We start from the raw sequence: 23776 nt of genomic DNA on the forward strand, positions 1-23776 counted from the left end.
AGGAGTACACACCCGGCAGGTCCAGACCGTTGGAATTCTGCTCCACGGAGGACCATGATCACCACCTCCAGAATGAGGCGGCATCGACGTGACACCGTTACCCTACTCCGGGATGGTCAACAGGTCAAGGGGACTCCATCCGGTTTTGGCATTAATAACCCCGCATCAATGTTCTCCACTTTCCATAAGTGCGCCACGGAATCTCTCCGCTCAGGATGGTGCTTCGATGTCGTTCTATTTCTGCAGTGGCAGTCTCAATATGAGACTTGATAGAGTGCGTTCATGGAGTCCGAGGAATACGTCACGACTACAGAACTCCGGCTCAGTTATCGCTACATCAACGACCATCCATGGGTGGTGACGGCCGTCAACGGTTTTCTCTCCGCCTACTTCATGGAACAGCCGAGCTTTCGCGTACAACGTCACTTCGATGAATTGGAATCTGGCATGCATGTCTGGATCTGCGATGTGCCGAACACAATGAAAATGGCGACCCTCTTACGACGGCTCCAAGCAGATATTCCTCCCTGCCGATACACCCAGACCGCACCAGAGCCGGACGGACGGCTGCAGTATGTCATCGATGTTCTCGATCAATGCTGACGAGTCACCCTGCCCGTTGTTCCATTTTTCAAAGCCAGTGGTCAGAATGTTCCCGTGGGGTATAATGCCTCATGATGCATCGCGTGCTCGTCCTTGGTGCCGGCAAGATCGGTTCTCTCATTGCCTGTCTCCTCAACCAGTGCGGTCGGTACGAAGTTCATCTCGGAGACATGACCCTAGATGCACCGACCCACCTCGTCGACAATCTCAAGCTGGAGCGAGTGATACCCTGTCTCCTGGATGTACGACACCCGGACGCAGTCAGCAGCTACCTTTCCACCCATCGGTTTGATGCCATTCTGTCGAGCCTCCCCTATTTTTGTAACCCCACGGTTGCCGGCCTGGCCTTAACCCATCACCTGCACTACTTCGACCTGACGGAAGATGTCGAAGTCACCAACCAGATCAAAGTGTTGAGCGCAGGAGCCACCCATGCCTTTATGCCGCAATGCGGTCTGGCACCGGGATTCATCAGTATCGTGGCCCACGAACTGATGACCCATTTTGACACGTTGGATACGGTCAAGATGCGTGTCGGTGCGCTGCCGGTACATCCCAGCAATGCGCTCAAGTATTCGCTGACCTGGTCGACGGATGGACTGATCAATGAATACGGCAATGTCTGCTATGGAATCGAAGAAGGCGAGAAAGTCCCGCTCCAGCCGCTCGAAGGCTACGAAACCATCGAGCTCGACGGTCTCCTTTATGAAGCGTTCAATACCTCAGGCGGACTCGGTACGTTGGCCGATAGTTATGCCGGCAAAGTCCGCACGATGAATTACAAGACGCTCCGGTACCCGGGCCATTGTGAAAAAATTCACCTCTTAATGAAAGACCTCAAGCTCAACGAAGACCGGGACACCTTGAAGCGTGTGCTCGAACGGGCCGTGCCGCAGACGCTGCAAGATGTCGTCTTGATCTACGCGTCGGTCACCGGCACGAATAGAGATGGCTTCTTTGAAGAAAACTACGTGAAGAAAGTGTACCCGCAGTGCATCAAGGGCAAACTCTGGTCGGCCATCCAAGTCACAACGGCATCCAGTGTCTGCTGCGTCATGGACCTTGTCTTGAACCATCCTGAGCAGTACCATGGATTCATCACTCAGGAATCCGTCTTATTAAAACACTTCTTGGACAATGAATTGGGAGGTTGCTTTCGATGAGCACGAGTCATTCCGCATTGAGGGACCTTGGCATCCAAGCCGTCAACTCAGGTGGAAGTACCGGTAATGGCTGGTGGTCTGGTCGCAATGACGGGACCCTGCTCCCTTCGATTAACCCCACGACCGGAGAACAGATCGCCGGTGTCTACCCCTGTTCGCTAGAAGATTACCAACGCATCGTGAAAGAATCGGTTGAGGCATTTCGAGCCTGGCGCATGGTGCCAGCTCCTAAGCGAGGGGAGATTGTCCGTCTGATCGGCCAAGCTCTCAGGGAGAAGAAGGACCAGTTGGGCACCTTGGTGTCCTTGGAAGTCGGAAAGATCAAAGCCGAGGGTGACGGGGAAGTGCAAGAGATGATCGATATGGCTGATTTCGTCGTCGGCCAGTCTCGCATGCTGTACGGTGCCACGATGCAGTCGGAACGACCGGCCCACCGCATGAGCGAGCAGTGGCATCCGCTCGGTTCGGTGGGTGTGATCACGGCATTCAATTTTCCCGTGGCAGTCTGGGCCTGGAATGCGTTTCTAGCCGCAATCGCAGGAGATACCGTGATTTGGAAACCCTCGCCGAAGGCTCCCCTCTGCGCCGTGGCTGTCCAACAGATCTGCAATCGTGTGATGCAACAACAGGGGTATTCCGGTGTTTTTTCGCTCTTCATCGCCGATCAACCGGCGCTGGTGGAACAGATGGTTCAGGATGAGCACCTCCCGCTCATCTCCTTTACCGGCTCGGTACCGGTTGGTCGACGCGTCGCATCGCTGGTCGGACAGCGGTTAGGCCGAACCCTCCTTGAACTGAGCGGCAACAATGCCGTTATCGTCGATGAGACCGCCGATCTCAATATGGCAGTCCGCGCGATTGTGTTCGGAGCCGTCGGAACCGCCGGGCAGCGCTGCACAACAACAAGACGTCTGATCGTGCACGAATCATGCTATGAGGAATTAGCCGGCAGGCTCGTCAAAGCCTATGCGCAAGTGCCGATCGGCAATCCTCTGGAAAAAGAGGTGCTCATGGGACCGCTCATCGACCAGGTGGCGGTAGAAAGCTATCGGGCTGCTCTCGATGAGATCAAGAAAGAGGGCGGAGAGATCATCCACGGAGGGCGTGTGCTGACCCGCCCCGGCTACTTCGTTGAACCGACGATCGTGCGGGCGCAAAACCATTGGCCGGTCGTACAACGTGAAACTTTTGCGCCCATTCTCTATGTAATGACGTTCACGTCGATGGAAGACGCCATCGCAATGCAAAATGACGTCCGGCAAGGACTGTCCTCCTCGCTGTTCTCCAACGATGTGCGTCGGAGTGAGCGTTTTCTCTCGGCTGCGGGCAGCGATTGTGGGATCGCCAATATCAATATCGGCACATCCGGAGCCGAGATCGGTGGTGCGTTCGGCGGAGAAAAAGAGACCGGCGGGGGCCGAGAGGCAGGATCGGACTCCTGGAAGGCCTATATGCGCCGCCAAACCAACACGGTTAATTGGGGAACGGATTTACCGCTGGCCCAAGGCATTAAGTTCGGATCGTGAACGAGGTGTCACATGGATCAGGCTCAGGAACTTGATACTCTCATGGAACGAATGGTGGCTGACTATGTCGTGCGCAACCAGGCTGCCAATGTCCTCAAGGCCATGCTGGACGAAACCGGCGTAGGGTTTGCGCCGGTCATCGACCATGTCACTATCAGGACGTTGAATATCGACCAAGGCGCCGAACCCTTTGTGTCGTTAGGCTATGCGTACGATGAAACGCTGCAATATGACGACTGGTATGCGAAGGTCTATCGGAAACCTGGATACCCTGGCCTCTTCGTCGATCAGGCCTACCCGGACGAGCGAGGTCAGACCAGTATCATTCCCGGCTGGGTAAACAAGTTCGGCGACAAAGTCTTCCACCATGTCGCCGTGCATGTGGAAGATATCGAACAAGCTGTCGCCCGATTGAAACAGCGCGGTGTGGTGTTCGCCGGCAATATCGTCGGAGAGCGTGGTGGCCATCTCCGGCAGATTTTTTCTTCCCCCGAGATGGTCGATGGTCAGCCTTTCACGGTCTTAGAATTGGCGGAGCGGCACCGAGGCTACCTCGGCTTCCTGCCGCCGCAGGCCGACAGCCTGATGAAATCATCGACAGGCAAATAAGATATTTGCCTGTCGATCACTCCTGATGCAGTGACACCTAGGTGAGACGCCTGCTGCTTCCTCTATCCCATGTCCCGCAGGAGATGGTCAGGATTGCGATCGCGCGCAATGGTCTTCATCAGTTGGTCGCCGAATAACACAACGACTCTATCTCGTTGGTCCTTCACCATCATCGACGCCGACGGTGATTTAAAAGTGGACGGATTTCCATCCAACCAGGCGCTACAGCTGAACGGCAGCGCATCGAGAATAGTTTCCACGCGATACTCGTGGCGGAGCCGGTACTGCAATACATCGAACTGCAGTCGACCGACCGCGGCAATCAAGATCTCCTGATCATGGAGACTGCGCATAATTTGGACGGTCCCCTCCTGCGCCATCTGGGAGACCCCCTTGTCGAAAGCCTTTCGCTTCCCGACATCCGTCGGTCGCAGACGCGCAAAGATCTCAGGTTGGAACTGCGGCAGCGGTTTAAAGTTGAAACCTCCGGTTAGAGATACGGTATCTCCGATAGCGAAGACCCCGGGGTTAATAATCCCGATGATATCGCCCGGGTAGGCCTCTTCGACCGTACTCCGCTCTTGCGCCACCAAACTGTGCGGCCGTGCCAAGCGAATGTCGCGACCCAATCGATGATGTTTTACGACCATATCGCGCTCGAAGCGTCCTGAGCACACGCGAAGAAATGCCGTACTATCACGATGCTTGGGATTCATATTGGCTTGCAGCTTGAACACATAGGCGCTGAACGGCATATCAATCGGGTCAACCGTCAAGTCGGACCCATCCTCTCGATCAGCCAAGCGTGCACCAGGGCTGGGGGCCAACTCCACAAAGGCATCGAGAAAACTTTCAATCCCAAAGTTCGTGAGCGCGGAGGCAAAAAAGACCGGAGTCACGTCACCGCCGAGAAACTGTTCCCGCGTGAACGGGTTCCCGGCAATCTCCAAGAGCTCCAGATCATGCTGAACCTGCGCCAACATCTCCTCCGAGACTCGGCTGTGTGAGCCCAGCTCTGCGAAGGGCAACGTATCCGTCTCCACCCTGGCTGCTCCACCATGCATGGTCTTGCTGAACAACTGCACCTGACGATCGGCTCTGGTGACAATGCCCACGAAGTCACTGCCCGATCCGATCGGCCAGTTGACGGCGCTCGCGTGAATATTCAACGCCTGCTCGACCTCCGTCATGAGGTCCAAGGGGGGACGTCCAGGCAGATCCATCTTGTTGATCAACGTCAGGACCGGAATCCGCCGCATGCGGCATACAGCAAAAAGTTTGCGGGTTTGCGTCTCCACGCCCTTGGCTGCATCGATCACCATGATAGCACTATCCGCAGCAGTCAGCGTGCGATAGGTATCTTCCGAAAAATCCTGGTGCCCCGGCGTGTCGAGCAAATTGATAACCGCACCCTTGTATGGAAACTGCATCGCGGACGCCGTGATTGAGATGCCTCGTTCCTGCTCCATCCCCATCCAATCGGAAGCTGTCGTCTTTCCGCCCTTGCGTCCGCGCACCATACCGGCCGTGCGGATCAGGCCGGAATAGAGCAGGAGTTTTTCGGTGAGTGTTGTTTTCCCGGCATCCGGGTGGCTGATGATGGCAAAGGTGCGCCGTTGCCTGGCCGCAGCCGCAAGTTCACTCAACAGAGTCGTGTCAGGTATCATGATTGAATCGCTAACATACCATATCGCGTTCGGAAGAGGAGACGAATCATGCGGGGAAATCGCCGGAAAGCTCAAATCCGGCTCGCTCTACTGCCCGACGAACTGCACCCAGGACTGCCGGAGCATCTGAACAAGGCAGCACGCTCACCTCCGAGGCTGCATGAAGTTTGGCCATCAACTGGCTGAGCTCGTCCCGCAACAGCACATCACAAGCCTGGTAGACACCTTCCGGACCTTCCTCGAGCAGGTTATGTTGTTCAAGGATCACGTGCAGCGTCGCCAAGACACCGGACGTGGGAGTCGGCATGAGCAAGGCTGCAATCGCTCCGTGATCAAACCGGAGCTTTGCCGCAATAGGAAGCGGCTCTCCTCCACGCAATCGCTGAGCCGCAGGGAGAAGAATTTTTTCCTCGATCCCAATGTGGCGCAATAGGCCGGCTCGAAAGCGATCGTAGGATTCGCGCTCCACGTGGCCGGCCGAATCCACCGCTGCCTTCAGCAATCGTTCAAGTCGCCGGTGGTCTTCGGCGAGAGCCCTGGTGATCGAGCCGGTCGCTTCAAGCCCATCAGGCACCATTGCGAGATACTCCACTACCGTCGTTCCTGTATAACCACAGCGGCATGGAAACATCGAGCTCCATGAGTGATCGTTGGACCGCCTGGTGACATCACGCGATGCAGCATACCGGTTTAGGTGATAAGAATTCCAGCGCTCCTCCTGACCACCGTAGGCTCAGTTGATACAGAAGAGTCAGGAGGTAGTTGGAGTCAGTGCGGGCGAACGGCCCGCCCCATTGACGGACCCGTTCAGTGCCAGACCGCTTGGGCGTAGACGGCTAACACCGAGATAAAGAAGATGACGAAGGCCATCGAGAATGAAGCCAGGAAGGAAAACGGACCGGACGGCTGAAACCGTGCCCGCCGAATACGAGGAAACCGCATGACGCAAAATGTCACAAACGAAGCTGCTGCTCCCATGAGCGCCAGAAGAATGTAGACGGTATCCATATCGATACCCAATTCCACGGCTACATCAGAAAATAAAGCAACCCCACGCCTCCAATGAAGAAGAACAGCACCCACCGAAGCAGCCCCGCTCGCGCATCGGCCAGATCTTTTTCAATTCGACGTTGCAATGCAGGCTGGCTTCGTAGATACGCCTCGACGGCTGCTTTGGCTTCTTTCAAATCGATCCGTTGCTCTTTGCGAACCAGTGTGATCGCATCAATGACTTGCCCTCGCCACAAAGCCGCCACCGCCGTTTCAGAGAGAGGTTGGTCGAACAGCGACCGTTGTGCGGTCTCAGCAATTGGTGACTGAAGAGAGGAGGGTGACATAGGCTGATACACAGCCTACCATCATCATGAGATGGGCAGAAGCAAATCGACAGAATCAGCAGCATTCCTTACGCAGAAGCGAACCGTGAACACATCGATCGCACGACTACTGGTCGCGTGTACGGTGATGCGATGGTCCTCATCCGCATTGTCCAGGACGGTTCGTGGCGAAACCACTTGGATCACGTCGTTCGTGAAACGCATCTCGTTCCGGATTATGGCTCTTCACGCCTCACGAACGACGGACAACAAATGTTGTAGCAGCGGCGTATCGGTGGTTACAGGAGAAACGCTCGCGAATCATGCGGGCCGATCATGGGATCGGCCGAAGAGACCGCTTACAACTGCTTCGGCCATAAGGAACTGAGTTCCGGATATTGAACCCTGTAGTCGGCATGACTCGCACGAATCACTTTGAGTGCTTCCTCGCGGCCATACACACTGGTAATTTCCACCTTATGTTGAGTCGTCCCGGGCGCGCTCTTGTAGGTCAGAAAGTAATGCTGCAGGCGATCCATCAGTGCCGTCGGACATTGCGCAATGTCTGTGAAATTGCCGTACACCGCGTCGTCCCGCATCACGGCAATGATCTTATCGTCGGCTTCTCCGCCGTCGGCCAGACTCAATCCACCGATCGGGAGCGCCGTTAATAAGATATCGCTATGGGGAATGCTTTTTTCGGATAAGACACAGATATCCAGTGGATCACCGTCCCCGACCATCCCCTTCCGACGAGCTCGTTTTGCGAAGATCCCGGCCACCTGTTCTCCGGAATAGGTCTGCGGAATCAGGCCGTAGTAAACCGGACAACAATTAGAAAAGCGTTGCGGTCGATCGACTTTGAGAAAACCGCTCCGCTTGTCGACTTCATACTTAACCGTATCGGTAGGAACGATTTCGATATAGGCCATGACGACATCCGGAGCTTCCTGACCGATCGACACGCCGTGCCACGGATGCGCCTTGAACATGAGCCCGAGCAATCGTTGAAACGGGTCGTTCCCGCTCCGAGCTTCATCCGTCTGATCGCCGGTCTCTCCCCGTTTCCGCCCCTTGCTGTCCTTCATGCAACCTCCCCTCGCTCCCAGTTATGCACGACATACCCTGTTGCCGAGAATGCCCCATCACCCGGCGTCCGTTCGAGCATCATGACTTTGAACGTACCCTCACGATCACTGCCGCCACATCATTCAGCTTGACCGTCGCATCGACCAATTCCGTCAGCTGCACGACATGAGAACCGACCTTAACGACCTTCCCCTCCACGTCCTGCCCCGAACAGAATTTGATCTTCACGCGCTTGCCGACCTGCTGTTCAAGCAGAGGCTTCATCGCATCAGGACCATTCACATCCACACTCGACTCATCGGCAGCGACAGCCGGCATCGTTCCAGCCAAGCACAGCCCGACCAGTAACACGATGCCACAACCCACTCGGCTCATCCGTTTCTGCATCCTGTCCCCCTTCATGAATCTCCCTCACATCGCACGTACCATTACGATGTTCGAGCTTACCGCGAGTACGTAAGAAAGTCATCTATTGCCTCGTTCGGTCCTCCTGCAATCTGGGCCGGGACGGAACACCCAACACGATGCGCTGGAGGGAACGACGGTCGTGAGATTCAATACATCTATTTTCACAAATCCACACTCAGCACCTGACGCTGAGATGACGATGAACGAACCAGACTCCACCCTCCTTGCACAACTTTGAAGAAACATGGATGTCTCTCCGACTTTTCGCTACACTGGCCTCTCCATCATGAGCACATCTCAGAAGAGACGTGACAGTGAAGACGGACGCTCGCCTGACCCGATTGCCAAGCCCGTAGATCCCGTGACAACCCTCCCCGCGAAGATACCCCAGGCGCAACACAAGACTCGTGCTTCCCTGGTGGTGCGGGCCGGTGGTGTCTATTTTCTCATTGCGCTCGGGGTTGGATTCGTACTCGAGGTCGTTCGGATTGAGGTGATCGCTCTGCATATCAGTGAACTGATCGCCCGGTTACTGGAAGTTCCCAACACGCTTCTGGCTATGATTATCGGTGCAAAATGGACAATCGACCGATTCCATTTGCCGCCCATCCCACGTATACGACTTGGCATCGGGTTCGTGGCGTTCGTCCTGATGATTCTCATGGAATCAACGATCGTTCTCCCACTTCATGGCCTCACCATCGACCAGTACATGGCCCTGCAACATGCCGTCGTGGGGGTATTGCCGTTCGGAGTGCTCGCCGTATTAACCGGCATGCCGTTGCTTGTCAGCTATCGATGGGAGCGCTGATGTGAGTGTCTACGATGCCTGAATAGGTCCCATCCACTTGGCCTGACGAAGTCCACAGTCGTCCTCCCGTTCTGTAACTGCTCAATCAATCAGTTCCTCGCGACCCACGAGATCGTCGTACACTCCAAGTCTTCCAAGTCGTGAGGCTTGACACCCACGCCCCTACTCATGGGATACCGACGGTAATCCTGAGTTGCGCATCTGGCCAATCAGAACTGACCAGGGCCAACCACCGTTCTCTCGATCTTCCGGTAATGTAATAGAGAGGAGTCATGTATGAAGGCTTTTCGATGTATCGCCTGGATAAGCCTGGCACTTGTCATCACCACCGTCACGACCGCAGCAGCAGAACCATCTGACCCAGAGTCGGCCATCCGACGGCTCGTCCGAGCCAATGCCGAGAAGGACTTACCGACGCTCTCTCGTATGATGGCCCACGACGCAGACATCATCAGTTATGGGATCGCCGGCCGAAAGTATATTGGCTGGCCTGAACTTGAACAAGGCATGAAGGAAGAGTTTTCTAACGCGCAGAAACTTGAGATTCCGATTAAAGAGCTGAAAGTTTGGACGAAAGGGGCTCTTGCTTGGTACGCCATGGAGCTCGACTATATTCGCTATGTGACTGAGAGTACTGGACTCAAGCGAACGGTGTTTCCGATGAGAGAAACCGGCGTACTGGAACGACGCGATGGCCAATGGCAACTATTATCGTGGCATGAATCCTTTCGATCCGCTCAGTTGAGTGGACCACTAGCCTCACCATCAGCTGGGTCCTCGCTATATACTATCGAGAATGGTCACGCCGCACCTGGTATTGATCTCAGTGGAGAATGGGAGATTATCGAGGTGGAGGATGACAAACGGTACAAAGCAACGTTCGATAAGAATGGGAATGGGCCGTACACCCAACATGGCGGTCGGTTCACGACCAGCGCGATCTCGAATCGCCTCTGGCAAGGGACCTGGCACCAACCAGACAATGATCGGGAGGGTGGATTTGAAGTCATCCTTTCAGAAGACGGTACTCAAGCCAAAGGGATCTGGTGGTACAGCAGAGTCGGAAAGCAAAAAAATATCCCACCGCGTGAACACGGAGGCACCTATCACTGGAAAAAAGTCATACCGTAGTTGATTCAAGTCCGCCAGGACTTGGATAAGATTGACCAGGACCATCCTCCACTCAAACTGCTGCGAGAGCTAGGTCCTGTTGGACTTTCTGACATTTCTGCAGGACAATGCCACCTCGGACTTCAGCTCAGCCTGCGTGTGTACGCTACCACTCCATCTCATGATCTATATCATCTATAGTCTATAAGTGATTGATTGCACAATACCCATGAATCACCTCGATCAACTCGTAACAACCTCGGTCTTAGATATTGGCCCAGTCGGATCAAATCAGAGTTCCGCCCCTATACTCTCCTCTCTCAACTTCTTGGTATGGACTGGGCCACCCCACATCGTTAGAATGCGACATCTCCAGATACCAGTCACCTCACTACATCGTAGATCTTCCGGAGGGTGTTCCATGAAAAATGCTTGGATGTTTGCTCATGTAATCGCGCTCGTTGGCATCATGGTCACACTTGATGATTTTCTTCCCGCTCCAATGCCGGATGCCCATGCCGAGTCTTTCAGTGTCAAACCCGGCGCCTGGGAAATGACCGTGACCACTGTTGCCTCCGGGATGAAATTGTCGTCTGAGCTGTCAGCGAAAATGACACCGGCACAACGCGCTCAGATGGAACAGATGATCAAGTCCCGAGAAGGCAAACCCCACACGATGACCACCCAATCCTGCATTACCAAAGAAGATCTGAGTCAGGATCGAATCATCAAGGAGATGGAAGACGAAGATGAGGATACGGCGGTCCAGTGCAAGGTCAAGGTCCTCTCCAAATCCTCGTCCAAACTTGTGCTCGACCAACTGTGCCCTGGCCCACCCAGCTCGACCACCCATTTCACTGTTGAAGCGAAAACAACGGAAAGCATTGTGGCAGTCGGGGAACGAAGCGAAGGGGGATCAGGCAAGGCCCATATCGATATCAAAGGGAAGTGGCTTCGCGTTGGTTGCGATGCTTTTGAAGAATAGATGCTTCATCTCACACTGTGACTCTTTCGTTGAAGCTTTACGATTTGACTCGTCTTCTCTTCAACATCCCATGACTATCCAAGAGCAGTGCCTTGTCCCCAAGCAATATGGCACCATCCCTCGCCCGCATTATTCATGAACGCTTCTACTGCAACCGCTGATACGCCGCTGCCACCAGCTTGAGCCGCGAGCTTCGCGCTGCCAAGCGGGCAGGCTCGCTCTTCGGGACCTCGACATACTGTTTCAAGTATGCCTTGGTCTCTCAGGGCTCCGCATGCCCGTCTCGCATGGCGTCTGGGCGGTTTCGTCACGAACCGTCATGAATAATGCGAGCGAGGACCCCTTAAGACTCTCCTTACCAATTTTCTAATCGTGACTCTAGTGATGTTTGGCCCGAGGCAGCAGTCACGGCCAGTTTCTGTTCGCTCACCACCCAGCCCTTGAGGAACAGCGTCAGTCAGGGTACACTGATTTTCCCACGTTCCCCCTTAGACCAAGATACGGCACAATCACCTGAAGGAGAACTTATATGAAGACCGTGAATGCCCTGATCGCCTTCTCGCTCACAGCGTTCATCAGCGTCTCGCTTTCTACTTCCTCTTCGGCTCTTGAGCAGGGACTTTCACCGGCAGCCAAACAAAATGGTGCCGTGGCACAGAAGCCTGTCAGGACCATTGGCATGGAGGACTATCGAAAGATCGTTGAGAATCCTGGTGCAGCCTTGATCATTGATGTCCGTGAACCAGAGGAGTATGCAGCCGGGCACGTCCCTGGAGCGATCAACATCCCACGCGGCGTCATCGACTCCCAAATCTGGACCCACATCGGATCTCGAGAAAAAGCTGACCTTGAGCGACCGATTGTGCTCCAGTGCCAAGCTGGGAGGCGTGCAACCCTTGCCGCTCAAACCCTCGGCGAGCTTGGATTCACGCAAACCTCCGTGGTCATCATGAACCTCGACGAATGGAAAAAAACCGGCCATCCCTTTGTGAAGTAGGCTGTTGCCGATTCAGATTCCAACCGTGGGGCATCCCATGACTGCTGATACTTCTCTCCGTGTGATTGCCCACGCTAAGGCTCAGCCCAACCACGTGGCACAGGTGCGAGACATTCTGACTGCGCTCGTCGATGCGACTCGTAAAGAACCGGGATGCCTCAGCTACGAGCTGTTGCAGAACCATGCCGATCCGACTGACTTTGTGTTTGTCGAACGGTGGGCCAGCGCAGCAGCAGAACAGGCACATTTCGTGACTCCCCATCTGTTGGCCACACTGCAACAGCTAACCGGTCTTCTTGCCTCGGAACTTCAGATCCAGCGGTATGGCGCCGTAGGGTAATTGCCCGTACAGGTCGATCTCTGTCAGGACGAAACCCCGGATGGAACATCCAGAGAGTTCGTTCACATGGTCAACCTTAGAGAAGCCACACAATCAGGGAGAACCCCGACGATGACACTTGTGACACCGGATACGGAACTCACCCTCTTGTACGACAATCAACGAGCTGTCATCGCTCCTTGGGGGGCGTCGTTACGCCGATACTTTTTCATTGATGGAGCTGGGCAGGAGGTTGATATTGCCTGGGGCTATGCAGGTGGCAGTGGAAAACGAGGCGGACAGGGCGATGTGCTGATCCCCTTTCCTGGACGGATCGGCAACGGCCGATATTCATTCGATGGACAGACATTCCAACTGGAATGCAATGATAAGGAAGGTCCGAACGCCATTCATGGATTCGTTCGGAATCTCCCATGGAACATCCGAAACATTGAATCGAATCAAGCCACGTTGATGGTGACACTCCATGCTGCAGCGTACAGCCACAGAGGTTACCCCTTTTCCTTGAACATCACGATGACCTACGAGCTAAATGCCAACGGACTGTCCTGTACCTTCAGCGCCGAAAATATCGGTGAGCGTGCTGCACCGGTGGGAATCGGATTTCACCCCTATTTCACCGTGGGAACCGCCATGATTGATGAGGCTGAAGTACAGATTCCAGGGACTGGTTACTTGGAGTTCAATGAACGACTCGTGCCGACTGGGACGATCTGCGACGTGATTGACACACCGTGGGACTACCGTCGCTTTCGCTCGATCGCCCAACAACGGTTCAACCATTGCTATGTGAATTTGGAGCGTGCTACCCAAGGGCTCGCTACCGCCTCGCTTCGCCATTCCGCAAGCAACCGAACGATCACCGTCACGATGGACTCAGCCTTTGCCGCAGTGGTCGTCTATACAGGGGATGCCATCGCGGATGCCCCACGTGTTGCGCTTGCCATCGAACCGATGACCTGTGCGAGCGATGCATTCAACCATCCGGAATGGGGGCTCAAGCGATTGGTTCCCGGTGAAACCTTCTCCGGATGCTGGAGGGTGGACGATTCAAGCCGCGGCAAGGATCAGTAGCTCTCGAGCCAGTGCCGCACCTTCTGACGAGAAACAGGCGAGCCAAAAGGACGCAGGGTTCAGGCCGCTTTCCGGAGGGTAGGAGATTTTCTGTTGACGAGATCACGCCAGAGAAGACTTAACTTGAACTCCACTTCATCAAAGGAATCTCCTTGTGCTGACTGATCAGGATATCCCTGCAAGTACCCACACCACTTCTCTTGATCCAGCGAGATCACATACCGTGGTGTATCCAGGCGCGGTTGATCGACTACGGGTCGCTCGACACGTGGAACCTCGCGAGGACTTGTTGCGAGGTCTTGACTCAGCTGTTGAACCTTATTCCGCAGCTCCTCGAAGGAGACTGCTTGAACTTCCCGCTGCGGGTTGCCTTCGGGATGCGCAAGCCATTTGCCCTGATCTTGCCGAAATACCCAATTTGGTCGTTCCATTCCGGTGAGCATAGCGAAGCCGTCACGATCTGACCAGCATTTTCCAAGTTTTTGCACATGAGCACGAATGACCTGAATCTTCCCCACGCTGCAGCCCTCTCATATCGCCGGGTCTCGGCCAATCAATTGTCCTTTCAAGTCGCCATGGCTGGAACCGGAGACCGGCTGGTACTCTGTCTGCATGGATTCCCGGAATATTCGATTTCATGGAGATATCAGATTCAGCCACTGACAGAAGCCGGCTATCGGGTCTGGGCCCCTGACCTACGTGGCTATGGAGGGACGACACGTCCCAGTGGTCTTGGGACCTACTCGATCGAGTCGTTGCTGCATGACGTCAACGGACTGCTGACGGCCGCTGGATCGGCACAGACCATCCTGGTTGGGCATGACTGGGGTGGCATCATCGCCTGGTACTATGCCATGCGGTATCCGGAACGACTCAAAGCCCTTGTGATTCTGAATGCCCCCCACCCAGCTTGCTTTGAACGAGAACTCAGGCGCTGGCGACAATTGCGCCGCTCCTGGTACATGGGGGTATTTCAGATTCCTTGGCTTCCTGAGGCCATCTTGTCCATGGCTCAGGGCTACATCATCGGAAAGATCTTCGAACGTATGGCGATTCATCGGGAGCACATACCCAACGACATCGTACAGCGCTACCGCAAGCAAGCCTGTGCGCCAGGGGCCCTCAGCGCCATGCTGAATTACTATCGAGCCGCCTTTCGTGGCGGAGGGGTGCTGCACCAACGCGGTCTGGGCTATCCCAAGATCGAAACTCCCACCTTGGTCTTGTGGGGGCTACAAGATCAGGCCCTGGGTGCTCACAACCTGGATGGATTGAACCGGTTTGTCGGGGACCTGACCACTGTCACGTTAGCGGATGCCGGACACTTCGTTCATGAAGACAAGCCCGACCGCGTGAACCATGAATTGGTGACCTGGCTGCACAAGAGGCTGCGCGAATCACCCCAATCCTCCGTACCCACTCCCCAGTCCTTTGCCGACTGAACGTGTTACTCCCATAACCCGGCTGTTTCCTCAAACTCACCACCCTCGGCATTCCACAGTCATCAGTAACCGAGCGTATGACCGTTGTATCGATCCGCACCAACAGTCCAGTTTTTTCCTCTTCTCCGCTCTGTGGGAAGTGATCAAGTTGTTGACCCATTGGCCAGGCGAGGTACGATGCCATCACTGAGCTGATGACCGACGTATCTCAGAGAAACCGAGGTATGCATGAGACAAGCGTCCGCTGCGACGGCAAATCCTCCTGAACAACCAGAGAGCAGATCAACGACGGTCTTGATCGCCATCGCCGGGCTGATGCTGGTCGGTTTCATCTATAGCGTTGTGGTGCGAGACCAGCCCGTCTCTTGCCCGAATGAGTTGGTCGGCGCCTGGGTCACTTCGGCAAAGGGATATGAGAACAGCATGCTGGTGTTTACTACAAACGGCGTGTCGTTCAGCGTCGGTTTCGAACATCTGGATGCGCAAGCCATGCGCCGCATCGAGGTGAGTGCAGAAGGGCCTCGCACGTTGTATACGATCACCTACGGCGATTCTCGAAGCGATGAACAAACCTTATCGTTCTATTACCATAGTAAAGATCACACCCTCACCTTCAAGAACCAGGCACATCTCATCTGGACGAGAAAAGCGATGGAATCATGATCGATCTTTTTCAACGAAGACAGTTGTTCGTTCATCCCATCCAATACTGGTTTGTCTGGACCACGCTGATCTACGTGGCCTGTCTGTTGATCATGCTGTATGCCGTCATCTTCCTGCCGATGGTGCAGCCGCTCTACGATCCATCCCTATCCTGGGAACAACATGCGCAGGTGGCATCCCAGTTTCTTGAGCTGAATTCACGGATCTGGCCCTGGCTGATCATCACCTTCCTAGCACTGCTCCTCCACTCCCTGTATTTCATGCACCGCATTGCCGGACCACTGTATCGATTCTCCACCCTCTTTCGGTCGATCGGGACCGGCGATCTGCACCAACGGGCACGGTTACGGAAACACGACTACCTCCATCGGGAAGCACAGGTATTCAACGCGATGTTGGATAGCCTTGAGAATCGGATCAAGACCATCAATCTCCATTCGGCGCTCGTCACCGAGGCCTATGAAGCAGTGGCGGTCCGCGCGCAGACACAGGCGCCTGGCCAGATCACGTCTGCGCTGCACACACTTGACGAAGAGATCCGCCGATTCAAAGGCTGTCTGACAACCTTCGAGTTGGAGATGGAACGCATGCCGGAGCAACAACGTTTTGAATTTGATGAGTCTCCTCAGCTGGACTCACCACCGATCATGAAAGCTGCCTAATTATGGGGCACCCACTTCGCACGACCGGCACATCAGAACAGGACCGTGGCTCACCGGCTGAACCAAACCCCATAAAGGAATCTCCCCGCCAGCCCCCCCCGCTCACCGTCGTACCACCTGGTCGCACAGATGCGGCATCTCAGGCTGACCGTCCTCACACCCGGCGTGTGGTCAACATGGTGCACCCGATGCAGATCCGTATGCTGAGTCAGGTCATCATCTATTCGTTGATCATCTTCGTGTTGCTGGCCATTCCCGTGTTCACACCTCTCCTACAAGCGCTCGATAATCCCGCGCTATCTTGGCAAGAGCGAGCCGTCGTCGCCAACGACCTCCTCAACCTCCACGCCAAATTCTGGCCCTGGGCACTCGGTGCAAGTCTTGTGGTCTTCATCCATTGCATGCACTCGATACGGCTGATGCATCGGGTGGCCGGCCCACTCGCTCGGCTTAAACATGTATTCCCTCAGATCGGCAACGGCAACCTCTGCGTTCGAACCACGTTGCGTCAAGGGGACTATTTGACCCCGGAGGTTGATCTGGTCAATCACATGACGGTTCAGCTGCAATCGAAGATCATCGCACTCAAACATGTGCAAGTCTTACTGGCCCTCGATGCCACCCGGATCAGGGAACTGGCTACGGCGAAAGAGGATCCTGCCTTAGCCACGCTCGCAAAACAAATGGAACAGAATTTATCAGTACTCAAGTCCTCCCTGGATGCGTTCAAGACTCATAGCAACTAGACGAGCCCTATGAAACACGAGAGCGAATCCATTTGGGAGATGCCCCCGTTTCGCCCGAGCCGAGCGTGCCGATCGTATCTCTTGCACACTGATGGCTTTAGCCTCATCGAACTCATGCTGGCTATCTCAATCGTGGGCGTCTTGGCCGCTCTGGCCGTCCCGAATTACATGGAATTTATCGAGAAGGCACGGGTGGCACGAGCCATTTCCGAACTGTACGCGATCACCAAGGACATTAAAGGATTCGCGTTGGGCACCGGAACATACCCCGATAGCCTCACAGACATCGGGCGGAGCACCATGCTAGATCCCTGGGGGACTCCCTATCAGTATTACCGTATCAATTGCGAAACAATCGACGATATTTCCAGTCTGGCCAAACTGAAATTACGTCACAATAACGGTCCACAATTCATCCCCGCCAATTACTCGTTCTCAGCAGACGGCGAATGGTTTGTCTCATCGACTGCCAATACTGAACAGCGTCACGGCTACCTACACCTTGCTGCTGGCGGTAACGCGGGTGGCGGTGGAAATGCTGGCGGAAATGGTGGAGGTGCTGGCTCGGGTGCGGGGGGTGGTAATGGCGGTGGAAACGGCGGGGGCAGTGGGAATGCGGGAAGTAATGGTGGCGGAGGTAATGGGGGTGGTAATGGCGGCGGGGCCAATTGCGGCCAGGGTGGAGCGAGGAAAGATCGTCACCTTCACCCCATAAGCTCGGACTTTGATATTTACAGTATGGGAAAGGACAGAGATTCAGTGAAGCCACTGACGGCGCAGAAAAGTCACGATGATGTCATTCGAGCGAGTGATGGTGGATATTACGGCTTGGCCAGGAACTTCTAGCTTATTGAAGCCATGCAGACGACGTTATCCCATTCACTCGTTCATAGTCGTATTGGACGCCGCCTTCTCGGGCTCTTCGTACTTTGTGCTCTCGTCCCGACTTCTCTTCTCGGGTGGATGTCCTACCGCCAGGTCGCGGAACAGCTGATTGTCCAATCAGCTGCCCGGCTCAAGCAAGAAAGTAAATCCCAGGGCATGGTACTGTATGACCATCTTCTGACCATCTCGGCAGATCTAAGTCGGATTGTAGCCGAACTGCCACAAGACGGCACCGTCACAGAAGAGGGTGCGATCACCCCCTCGGTGAAGGAGTTGGCTCATCGCTTCCGTGACGTGCGGCTCAATCCGGCGACAGGTCCTCATCGACGGGAGTTCACGCAGGCACAGACCACCCATCTCCAGGAGGGCAAATCACTTCTCGAAATTGTCCCCGTTGCAAACCAGCTTCCGCAACTCACGCTGACTCGTCTCGTCAATCCCGCGCGCTGGGAGGCCGGCCTTCTCTCCGCACACGTTGACGACACCGTCTTGTGGAGCACACAGGTCAAGGAGACGTTACCGGGCGATACGGATCTCGTCGTGGAGGACGGCGGCCGTCAGGTCCTCTACTCGACCTTCGCTCAGCCTGTCGTGCTCCCAGACCTTCGTCGGCACGATCTCGCTGCTCCCATGGGCAATGGGATGATGTGGAAATTGGACACCCAAGAATATGTCGCCGGAGCCTGGTCGATGCCGCTCCGTCACATGTTTCTGGTCGAACCATGGATCATTATCCTGAGCCAAACACGAACCTCGGCTTTGGCGCCGGTCGAACATTTCCGCAACACATTCCTACTGGTGATCGCGTGCACACTGAGTGGCATCGTCCTGCTCAGCCTTGTTCACATCCGACGCAGCCTCCAACCTGTGACATTGTTGATGGAAGGTACCGCCCGTCTTGCTACCGGAGATTTCTCTACCCAGGTGATCGTTCAGAGCGGCGATGAATTCGAGCAGTTGGCCGATTCGTTCAACAGCATGACGGATAAGCTGAATCAACAGTTTCAGATGCTGGAGACCATTTCGACGATCAGTCAGGCCATTCTCTCGAGCCATGAACCGGCTACCATGGTGAAAATCGTGCAGTCCCGCATCACGGAGAGTATCGCGTGTGATGCCGTGGGAATGACTTTCGTCGATCCCCAAAACACCGGGCCCACCGAATTGTCCGTCCGCTACATTCAGCACCAATCAGAGGAGATCAAGACTTATCAGTGTCAATTCTCCGAGGAACATCTGGCTGCCATGAGCGCCCATCCACACCATATGGCGGTACCGGCGACTGCTCTTCCCTCTTATCTTTCCCTGATGATGCGACCAGGCCTCTCGCTGTTCATCATCTTTCCGATCATCGTGAACGAACGTGTCAGTGGAGTATTGGTGCTCGCCTATCGACAACGGAAATCTGCTCCTTCTCAAGATGTGACGTACGCTCGCCGATTGGCCGACCAGGTGGCCATTGCCTTGGCAAACAGTCTGGCGATGACAGCACAGCTGCAGGCCCAGCTGGAATTGGTTGGAGCAGTGGGTGCGAAACAGCAGGCGGAAGCACAGGCGACCCTTCTTCAAGCAACGAATCAGTCGTTGGTCACGAAGGAGGAACGGTTACACCAACAACAGAGCGCAACCCTGGCCTTGATCCAAGACCGCACGGTGTTCGAAGGATCACTCCCCGTTACGGCGAAGCAGTTGACCACGATTGCGGCACACGCGCTCGTCGTCGATCGAGTCAGCGTCTGGATTTATGACGAGCAAACCCAGTCGCTCTACTGCCTCGATCACTATGATCGACTCAGCGCACAACATACCTTCGGTCAAAAACTGCTTCGCAGTCAATACCCGCACTACCTGTCGGCTCTTGACCATGGACAGCTCATTGCGGCAGCACAGGCGTTAGACAACCCGACCTTTCAGGAACTGGCCAGCGCAATCCTCTCGCCAGGCGCACGGCTTGATGCCCCGTTTCATACGCAGAGGAAACTGTCCGGCGTCGTCTCGATCGAACACCTCGACTCCTCCCGAGAGTGGGCCTCTGATGAGCAACAATTCGCCCAAGCCTTGGCAAATTTCATGACATTGGTTCTCGAGGCTGCACGACGCCGTGAGTCGGAAGAAGCGTTGGCCATTGCAAAGCTGGCGGCAGAGGATGCAACAAAAGCGAAGGCCGAATTCCTGGCGAACATGAGCCACGAAATCCGAACCCCCATGAACGGCGTCATCGGGATGACGGAGATCCTTGCGCGCACAACGCTCTCAGAGACCCAACGCCACTACGTCGAGACGATCCACAACTCCGGCGACACCCTCTTGACCTTGATCAATGACATTCTTGATTTTTCGAAGATCGAGGCCGGTAAACTGGAGATCCACTCAGTACCGATCGATTTACGTGACATCGTGGAGCGCACGGCTGAACAGTTGGCAGAACGAGCCCAACGGAAAGGGCTTCACTTTCTGGTGGACTATGCCCCCTCCGTTCCCACCGCGGTGAACGGAGACCCCATCCGTATCCGCCAAATCGTCACGAACCTGCTTGGAAACGCGATCAAATTTACCCAGGAAGGTGAGGTCAGCATACGCGTGACCCTCGAGTCTCCGGCATCGGGAATGAACAAGCCGGCCCGAATCAAGCTCACCGTCATGGACACAGGTTCCGGTATCAGCCCGGAAGGGCAAGCAAAACTCTTTCGATCCTTTTCTCAGGTGGATGGGGCCTCGACTCGCGTTCACGGCGGAACAGGTCTTGGTCTGAGTATCTGCAAACAGCTCAGCAAACTGATGGGTGGCACCATCGGCGTCGAAAGTGAGATCGGGAAAGGCAGCACCTTCTGGGTCATTCTCCCGTTCCTGCTTCAACCTGATGCCCTCGTCCCGCTCGATAGAGATGCTTTTTCTGCGGATCTTTGCCTGTGCGCAGCAGTCGAATCCTCCTCTACCCGCCATGTCCTGACACAATACTTCTCCTCATGGGGTATTTCCCCACACATAGCCGACAGCGAAGGTGAATTCCTCGAGCACATCATGACGGGGCTCGCCATAGAAAAAGGGCCGGTCATCGCGGTGATCGACGAACGTTTCGACAATATGACCGACACCCAAATCGTCCAAACATTACTCTCCGACTCGACCTTGCAATCGGTCAAGATCATCCGACTCGTCTCGCTCATCAGAAGGGCGGAGGCTGAGGAGGACACCCCGTCGATCCACATGCAGTATGTGACCAAACCACTCCGGTTCCACGCTCTGCACCAAGCGTTGGTCACTGCGCTCGCCGATGAACCGCTCACGACGCAGCAAGCTCAATCGGCACCGATGACACCGACCTTATCAGGTCACATCCTCCTCGGAGAAGATAACATGGTGAACCAAGAAATCGCCCTCCTGATGCTCCAAAGCATGGGATGTACCGTGACCGTTGCTCAGAACGGCCGAGAAGTGGTCGATCGTGCAAAACAGTCTCGCCACGATGTAATCCTGATGGATTGCCAAATGCCGGAAATGGATGGGTTCGAGGCCACTACACAAATCCGTGAATGGGAACAACAAGAATCACGATCTCCGATACCCATTATTGCTCTTACGGCCCATGCAACGCCAGGTGATCGTGAACAGTGCCTGTCCAGCGGAATGAGCGATTACATCTCAAAGCCGTTCTCAATGGAGCAACTGCATGCCGTCTTGACCTCTTGGCTTCCCCTGAAACCAAGGGCCGATGACCAGGAATCTCTCGTTTCAAGACAACCCGACCTTATGACTTCCATATCCGGCACTTCGGTCCTCGCCTCAGATTCAGATGCTGCCTTCATCGTTGATCAGAGCGCCTGGAAGTCGATTACGGACCTCCAACGAGCGGGGAAACCGGATATGCTGGCAAGAATCTTGTCAGTGTATCTGGCTGACTCTCACGATGTGGTGGCAACACTTCGCCAGGGGATGGCCGATGAAAATGCTCAGACCGTGAGCCAGGCAGCCCATTGCCTCCGATCAAGAAGCGCGATGCTCGGAGCCGTCTCACTATCTGAACTATGTCATCAACTCGAAGACCTCAGTCGCCAGGGACAGCTCAAGGAAGCCGAACCATTGGTGGCCCCACTGACTGAGGCATTTGCCCACGCCAGCCGGATCTTTCAGGCCGAGCTCGAGAGGAGATCAACATGACCAGCTCGACCCACTACCGTTCTCACCGGCACGGATCATCGACAATGTACGTTCCGCACTAGGAAAAGTCTCCATTCCAGAGGCTGGATCGCTCCGGCAGAACTCCTCTCGATCACTGAGGAAAATGTCGCTCATCATTCCGATCAGCGAATGGGTCATGTTCTCAAGGGGCCGGTGCACGGATGGCAATAGCGGAAGGATTGCTCTGTGCCGGAAAGGGATTGCCAAGAAGTTGCGTGACGGGAACCAGGGTACCTGACTCGGACACAATCGTATAGGCTGAGACACTACCTCCTGAAATACTGGCGACACGATTTGCTACATATAGGAACTGCCCGTCCGGAGAAGTTGCAAGCGCTACAGGAGTGAGCCCGCCTGCTGGCGAGGGTACAGGATTTGGGGATACCCCTACGGCAGGCACAAGAGTCAATAAGCCATTGCTGCCTATCAAAAACGTCGCTACCGTCCCGCCTCCGTTGGCGATATAAAGGTGAGCCCCATCCGCCCCCACTGCTAGACCGTTCGGAGTTGTTCCGCCTGTAGAAATGGGATTGGAAGTGGTCGGGGGAATGAGGGTTAATAATCCGGATGGTTCAACACGAAACATTGCGACGTTGCTGGATGTCCCGTTGGTCACGTAAAGAAACTGCCCATTCGAGGACAGCGCGAGCGCAGTGAGTCCAGTCCCACCCGATGAAATAGGATTTGTACTGGGCCCGGCCTGTGGGAGAAGCGTCAGCAGACCGGACGAATCGACTTGAAACGCCGTAATCGTATTAGACGTACTGTTGGCCACATAGAGAAACCGCCCATTCGGAGTAATGGCTAGCGCAATCGGTGAGGACACTCCAGCACCGACCGGCTTGGAACGCCCCTCTGTTTGTGCAACAAGGGTCAGCCCCCCCGCCGTGCCGATCTTAAAAACCGACACATCACTTGATCCACTATTCGCAACATAGAGAAACTGAGAATCCTTTGAGACGGCAAGGGCTCGTGGGGTCGTACCCACGGAAACGGAGTTGGGGTTCCCTGAAGTCGAATCCCCGAACAATAACGTGCCGTTGGTGCCTACCCGGAAGGCCGTCACTGTATTCTTGTCGCTGCTGGCAATGTAAACGAACAACCCGTTCGCCGACACGGCAATAGCCGACGGAGTCGGAATATCCGAGAACGGCGAACCGGAAATTGCTGCGAGCCCACCGGTCGTTGGGTTCACGGTGTATCCGGATACACTATTCGCTCCACTATTAGTGACGTAGACAATCGAACCTGCCGTTCGCTCTTCTCCACCGCCGCCCCCGATTGCTCCTAGTAGTCCACCAACCCCACCACTCCCTCCGCCATCGCCACAACCAGATGCAAGGAAAAGACACGGGAGGACCCAGGCCGGATGTAATCGCTTCATACGTGGTGGATCAAGAATTGTTCTGTGCAACATATGTCTGTTTATACCACTCTCACAAAGCCCTCACAACACTATGGTATGACCTGGCACATGGTTACTCTCATAGAGAACGCTGCC

Annotated in this window: 24 protein-coding genes; 16 read left to right on the top strand and 8 right to left on the bottom strand. The window is 55.1% G+C overall.

Annotated features, from left to right (window positions below):
* Window positions 1-282: 282 nt before the first annotated feature.
* The 4 genes from ACYX34_RS10125 to ACYX34_RS10140 all read left to right on the top strand — a co-directional run bounded on the left by ACYX34_RS10125 (window position 283) and on the right by ACYX34_RS10140 (window position 3901).
* On the top strand, window positions 283-603 hold the full coding sequence (locus tag ACYX34_RS10125) for a hypothetical protein (protein WP_462076439.1): 321 nt from the start codon (window positions 283-285) through the stop codon (window positions 601-603).
* 74 nt (window positions 604-677) lie between these two features.
* Complete coding sequence (locus ACYX34_RS10130; protein ID WP_462076573.1) at window positions 678-1766, top strand: saccharopine dehydrogenase family protein; 1089 nt, start codon at window positions 678-680, stop codon at window positions 1764-1766.
* On the top strand, window positions 1763-3292 hold the full coding sequence (gene amaB / locus ACYX34_RS10135) for an L-piperidine-6-carboxylate dehydrogenase (RefSeq protein ID WP_462076440.1): 1530 nt from the start codon (window positions 1763-1765) through the stop codon (window positions 3290-3292). The genes ACYX34_RS10130 and amaB overlap by 4 nt, the downstream gene beginning before the upstream one ends.
* Before the next feature lie 12 nt (window positions 3293-3304).
* Entirely contained in the window at window positions 3305-3901 is a 597-nt protein-coding gene (locus tag ACYX34_RS10140) for a VOC family protein (protein WP_462076441.1), read from the top strand.
* Window positions 3902-3963: 62 nt separating this feature from the next.
* Here the strand turns inward: ACYX34_RS10140 and ACYX34_RS10145 are convergent, their stop codons facing one another.
* The 6 genes from ACYX34_RS10145 to ACYX34_RS10170 form a co-directional block, all read right to left on the bottom strand.
* On the bottom strand, window positions 3964-5568 hold the full coding sequence (locus ACYX34_RS10145; RefSeq protein ID WP_462076442.1) for a peptide chain release factor 3: 1605 nt from the start codon (window positions 5566-5568) through the stop codon (window positions 3964-3966).
* A gap of 46 nt (window positions 5569-5614) precedes the next feature.
* Window positions 5615-6199 carry a hemerythrin domain-containing protein gene (locus tag ACYX34_RS10150; protein WP_462076443.1) on the bottom strand — a complete coding sequence of 195 codons (585 nt, stop codon included), beginning with the start codon at window positions 6197-6199 and terminating at the stop codon, window positions 5615-5617.
* Between the two features lie 176 nt (window positions 6200-6375).
* Entirely contained in the window at window positions 6376-6594 is a 219-nt protein-coding gene (locus ACYX34_RS10155; protein WP_462076444.1) for a hypothetical protein, read from the bottom strand.
* A 2-nt stretch (window positions 6595-6596) separates the two neighbouring features.
* The gene (locus ACYX34_RS10160; protein ID WP_462076445.1) at window positions 6597-6905 is read right to left on the bottom strand and encodes a hypothetical protein; all 309 of its coding nucleotides are present in this window, start codon (window positions 6903-6905) and stop codon (window positions 6597-6599) included.
* 338 nt (window positions 6906-7243) lie between these two features.
* Entirely contained in the window at window positions 7244-7876 is a 633-nt protein-coding gene (locus tag ACYX34_RS10165) for an inorganic pyrophosphatase (RefSeq protein ID WP_462076574.1), read from the bottom strand.
* 175 nt (window positions 7877-8051) lie between these two features.
* The gene (locus ACYX34_RS10170; RefSeq protein WP_462076446.1) at window positions 8052-8360 is read right to left on the bottom strand and encodes a hypothetical protein; all 309 of its coding nucleotides are present in this window, start codon (window positions 8358-8360) and stop codon (window positions 8052-8054) included.
* A gap of 307 nt (window positions 8361-8667) precedes the next feature.
* On the opposite strand from ACYX34_RS10170, the gene ACYX34_RS10175 reads away from it, so the two are divergent.
* From ACYX34_RS10175 to ACYX34_RS10200, 6 genes are all read left to right on the top strand, one after another.
* Window positions 8668-9192: a hypothetical protein gene (locus ACYX34_RS10175; protein WP_462076447.1), complete on the top strand. Its 525-nt coding sequence runs from the start codon at window positions 8668-8670 to the stop codon at window positions 9190-9192.
* 276 nt (window positions 9193-9468) lie between these two features.
* Window positions 9469-10323 carry a nuclear transport factor 2 family protein gene (locus ACYX34_RS10180; RefSeq protein ID WP_462076448.1) on the top strand — a complete coding sequence of 285 codons (855 nt, stop codon included), beginning with the start codon at window positions 9469-9471 and terminating at the stop codon, window positions 10321-10323.
* 400 nt (window positions 10324-10723) lie between these two features.
* The gene (locus tag ACYX34_RS10185) at window positions 10724-11287 is read left to right on the top strand and encodes a DUF3617 domain-containing protein (protein ID WP_462076449.1); all 564 of its coding nucleotides are present in this window, start codon (window positions 10724-10726) and stop codon (window positions 11285-11287) included.
* Between the two features lie 529 nt (window positions 11288-11816).
* Entirely contained in the window at window positions 11817-12284 is a 468-nt protein-coding gene (locus ACYX34_RS10190) for a rhodanese-like domain-containing protein (RefSeq protein WP_462076450.1), read from the top strand.
* A gap of 37 nt (window positions 12285-12321) precedes the next feature.
* Window positions 12322-12624 (top strand): putative quinol monooxygenase, encoded by a 303-nt coding sequence (locus tag ACYX34_RS10195; protein WP_462076451.1) that lies wholly within the window; start codon window positions 12322-12324, stop codon window positions 12622-12624.
* Window positions 12625-12735: 111 nt separating this feature from the next.
* Entirely contained in the window at window positions 12736-13698 is a 963-nt protein-coding gene (locus ACYX34_RS10200; protein ID WP_462076452.1) for an aldose epimerase family protein, read from the top strand.
* A gap of 59 nt (window positions 13699-13757) precedes the next feature.
* Here the strand turns inward: ACYX34_RS10200 and ACYX34_RS10205 are convergent, their stop codons facing one another.
* Window positions 13758-14129: a hypothetical protein gene (locus ACYX34_RS10205; protein WP_462076453.1), complete on the bottom strand. Its 372-nt coding sequence runs from the start codon at window positions 14127-14129 to the stop codon at window positions 13758-13760.
* Between the two features lie 57 nt (window positions 14130-14186).
* Between ACYX34_RS10205 and ACYX34_RS10210 the strand changes: the two genes are divergently transcribed.
* The 6 genes from ACYX34_RS10210 to ACYX34_RS10235 all read left to right on the top strand — a co-directional run bounded on the left by ACYX34_RS10210 (window position 14187) and on the right by ACYX34_RS10235 (window position 22254).
* Entirely contained in the window at window positions 14187-15140 is a 954-nt protein-coding gene (locus ACYX34_RS10210; protein WP_462076454.1) for an alpha/beta fold hydrolase, read from the top strand.
* Window positions 15141-15368: 228 nt separating this feature from the next.
* Window positions 15369-15803, top strand: a complete 435-nt coding sequence (locus ACYX34_RS10215; protein ID WP_462076455.1) for a hypothetical protein — start codon at window positions 15369-15371, stop codon at window positions 15801-15803.
* Window positions 15800-16465, top strand: coding sequence for a hypothetical protein (locus ACYX34_RS10220; RefSeq protein WP_462076456.1), 666 nt, complete (start codon window positions 15800-15802; stop codon window positions 16463-16465). Before ACYX34_RS10215 ends, ACYX34_RS10220 begins: the two co-directional genes overlap by 4 nt.
* A gap of 2 nt (window positions 16466-16467) precedes the next feature.
* Complete coding sequence (locus ACYX34_RS10225) at window positions 16468-17211, top strand: hypothetical protein (protein WP_462076457.1); 744 nt, start codon at window positions 16468-16470, stop codon at window positions 17209-17211.
* A 9-nt stretch (window positions 17212-17220) separates the two neighbouring features.
* Window positions 17221-18057 (top strand): type IV pilin protein, encoded by an 837-nt coding sequence (locus tag ACYX34_RS10230; protein ID WP_462076458.1) that lies wholly within the window; start codon window positions 17221-17223, stop codon window positions 18055-18057.
* Between the two features lie 12 nt (window positions 18058-18069).
* Window positions 18070-22254 carry an ATP-binding protein gene (locus ACYX34_RS10235; protein ID WP_462076459.1) on the top strand — a complete coding sequence of 1395 codons (4185 nt, stop codon included), beginning with the start codon at window positions 18070-18072 and terminating at the stop codon, window positions 22252-22254.
* 163 nt (window positions 22255-22417) lie between these two features.
* Here the strand turns inward: ACYX34_RS10235 and ACYX34_RS10240 are convergent, their stop codons facing one another.
* Window positions 22418-23659, bottom strand: coding sequence for a lactonase family protein (locus tag ACYX34_RS10240; protein ID WP_462076460.1), 1242 nt, complete (start codon window positions 23657-23659; stop codon window positions 22418-22420).
* Window positions 23660-23776 lie beyond the last annotated feature (117 nt).

Source organism: Nitrospira sp. CMX1 (assembly GCF_054902215.1).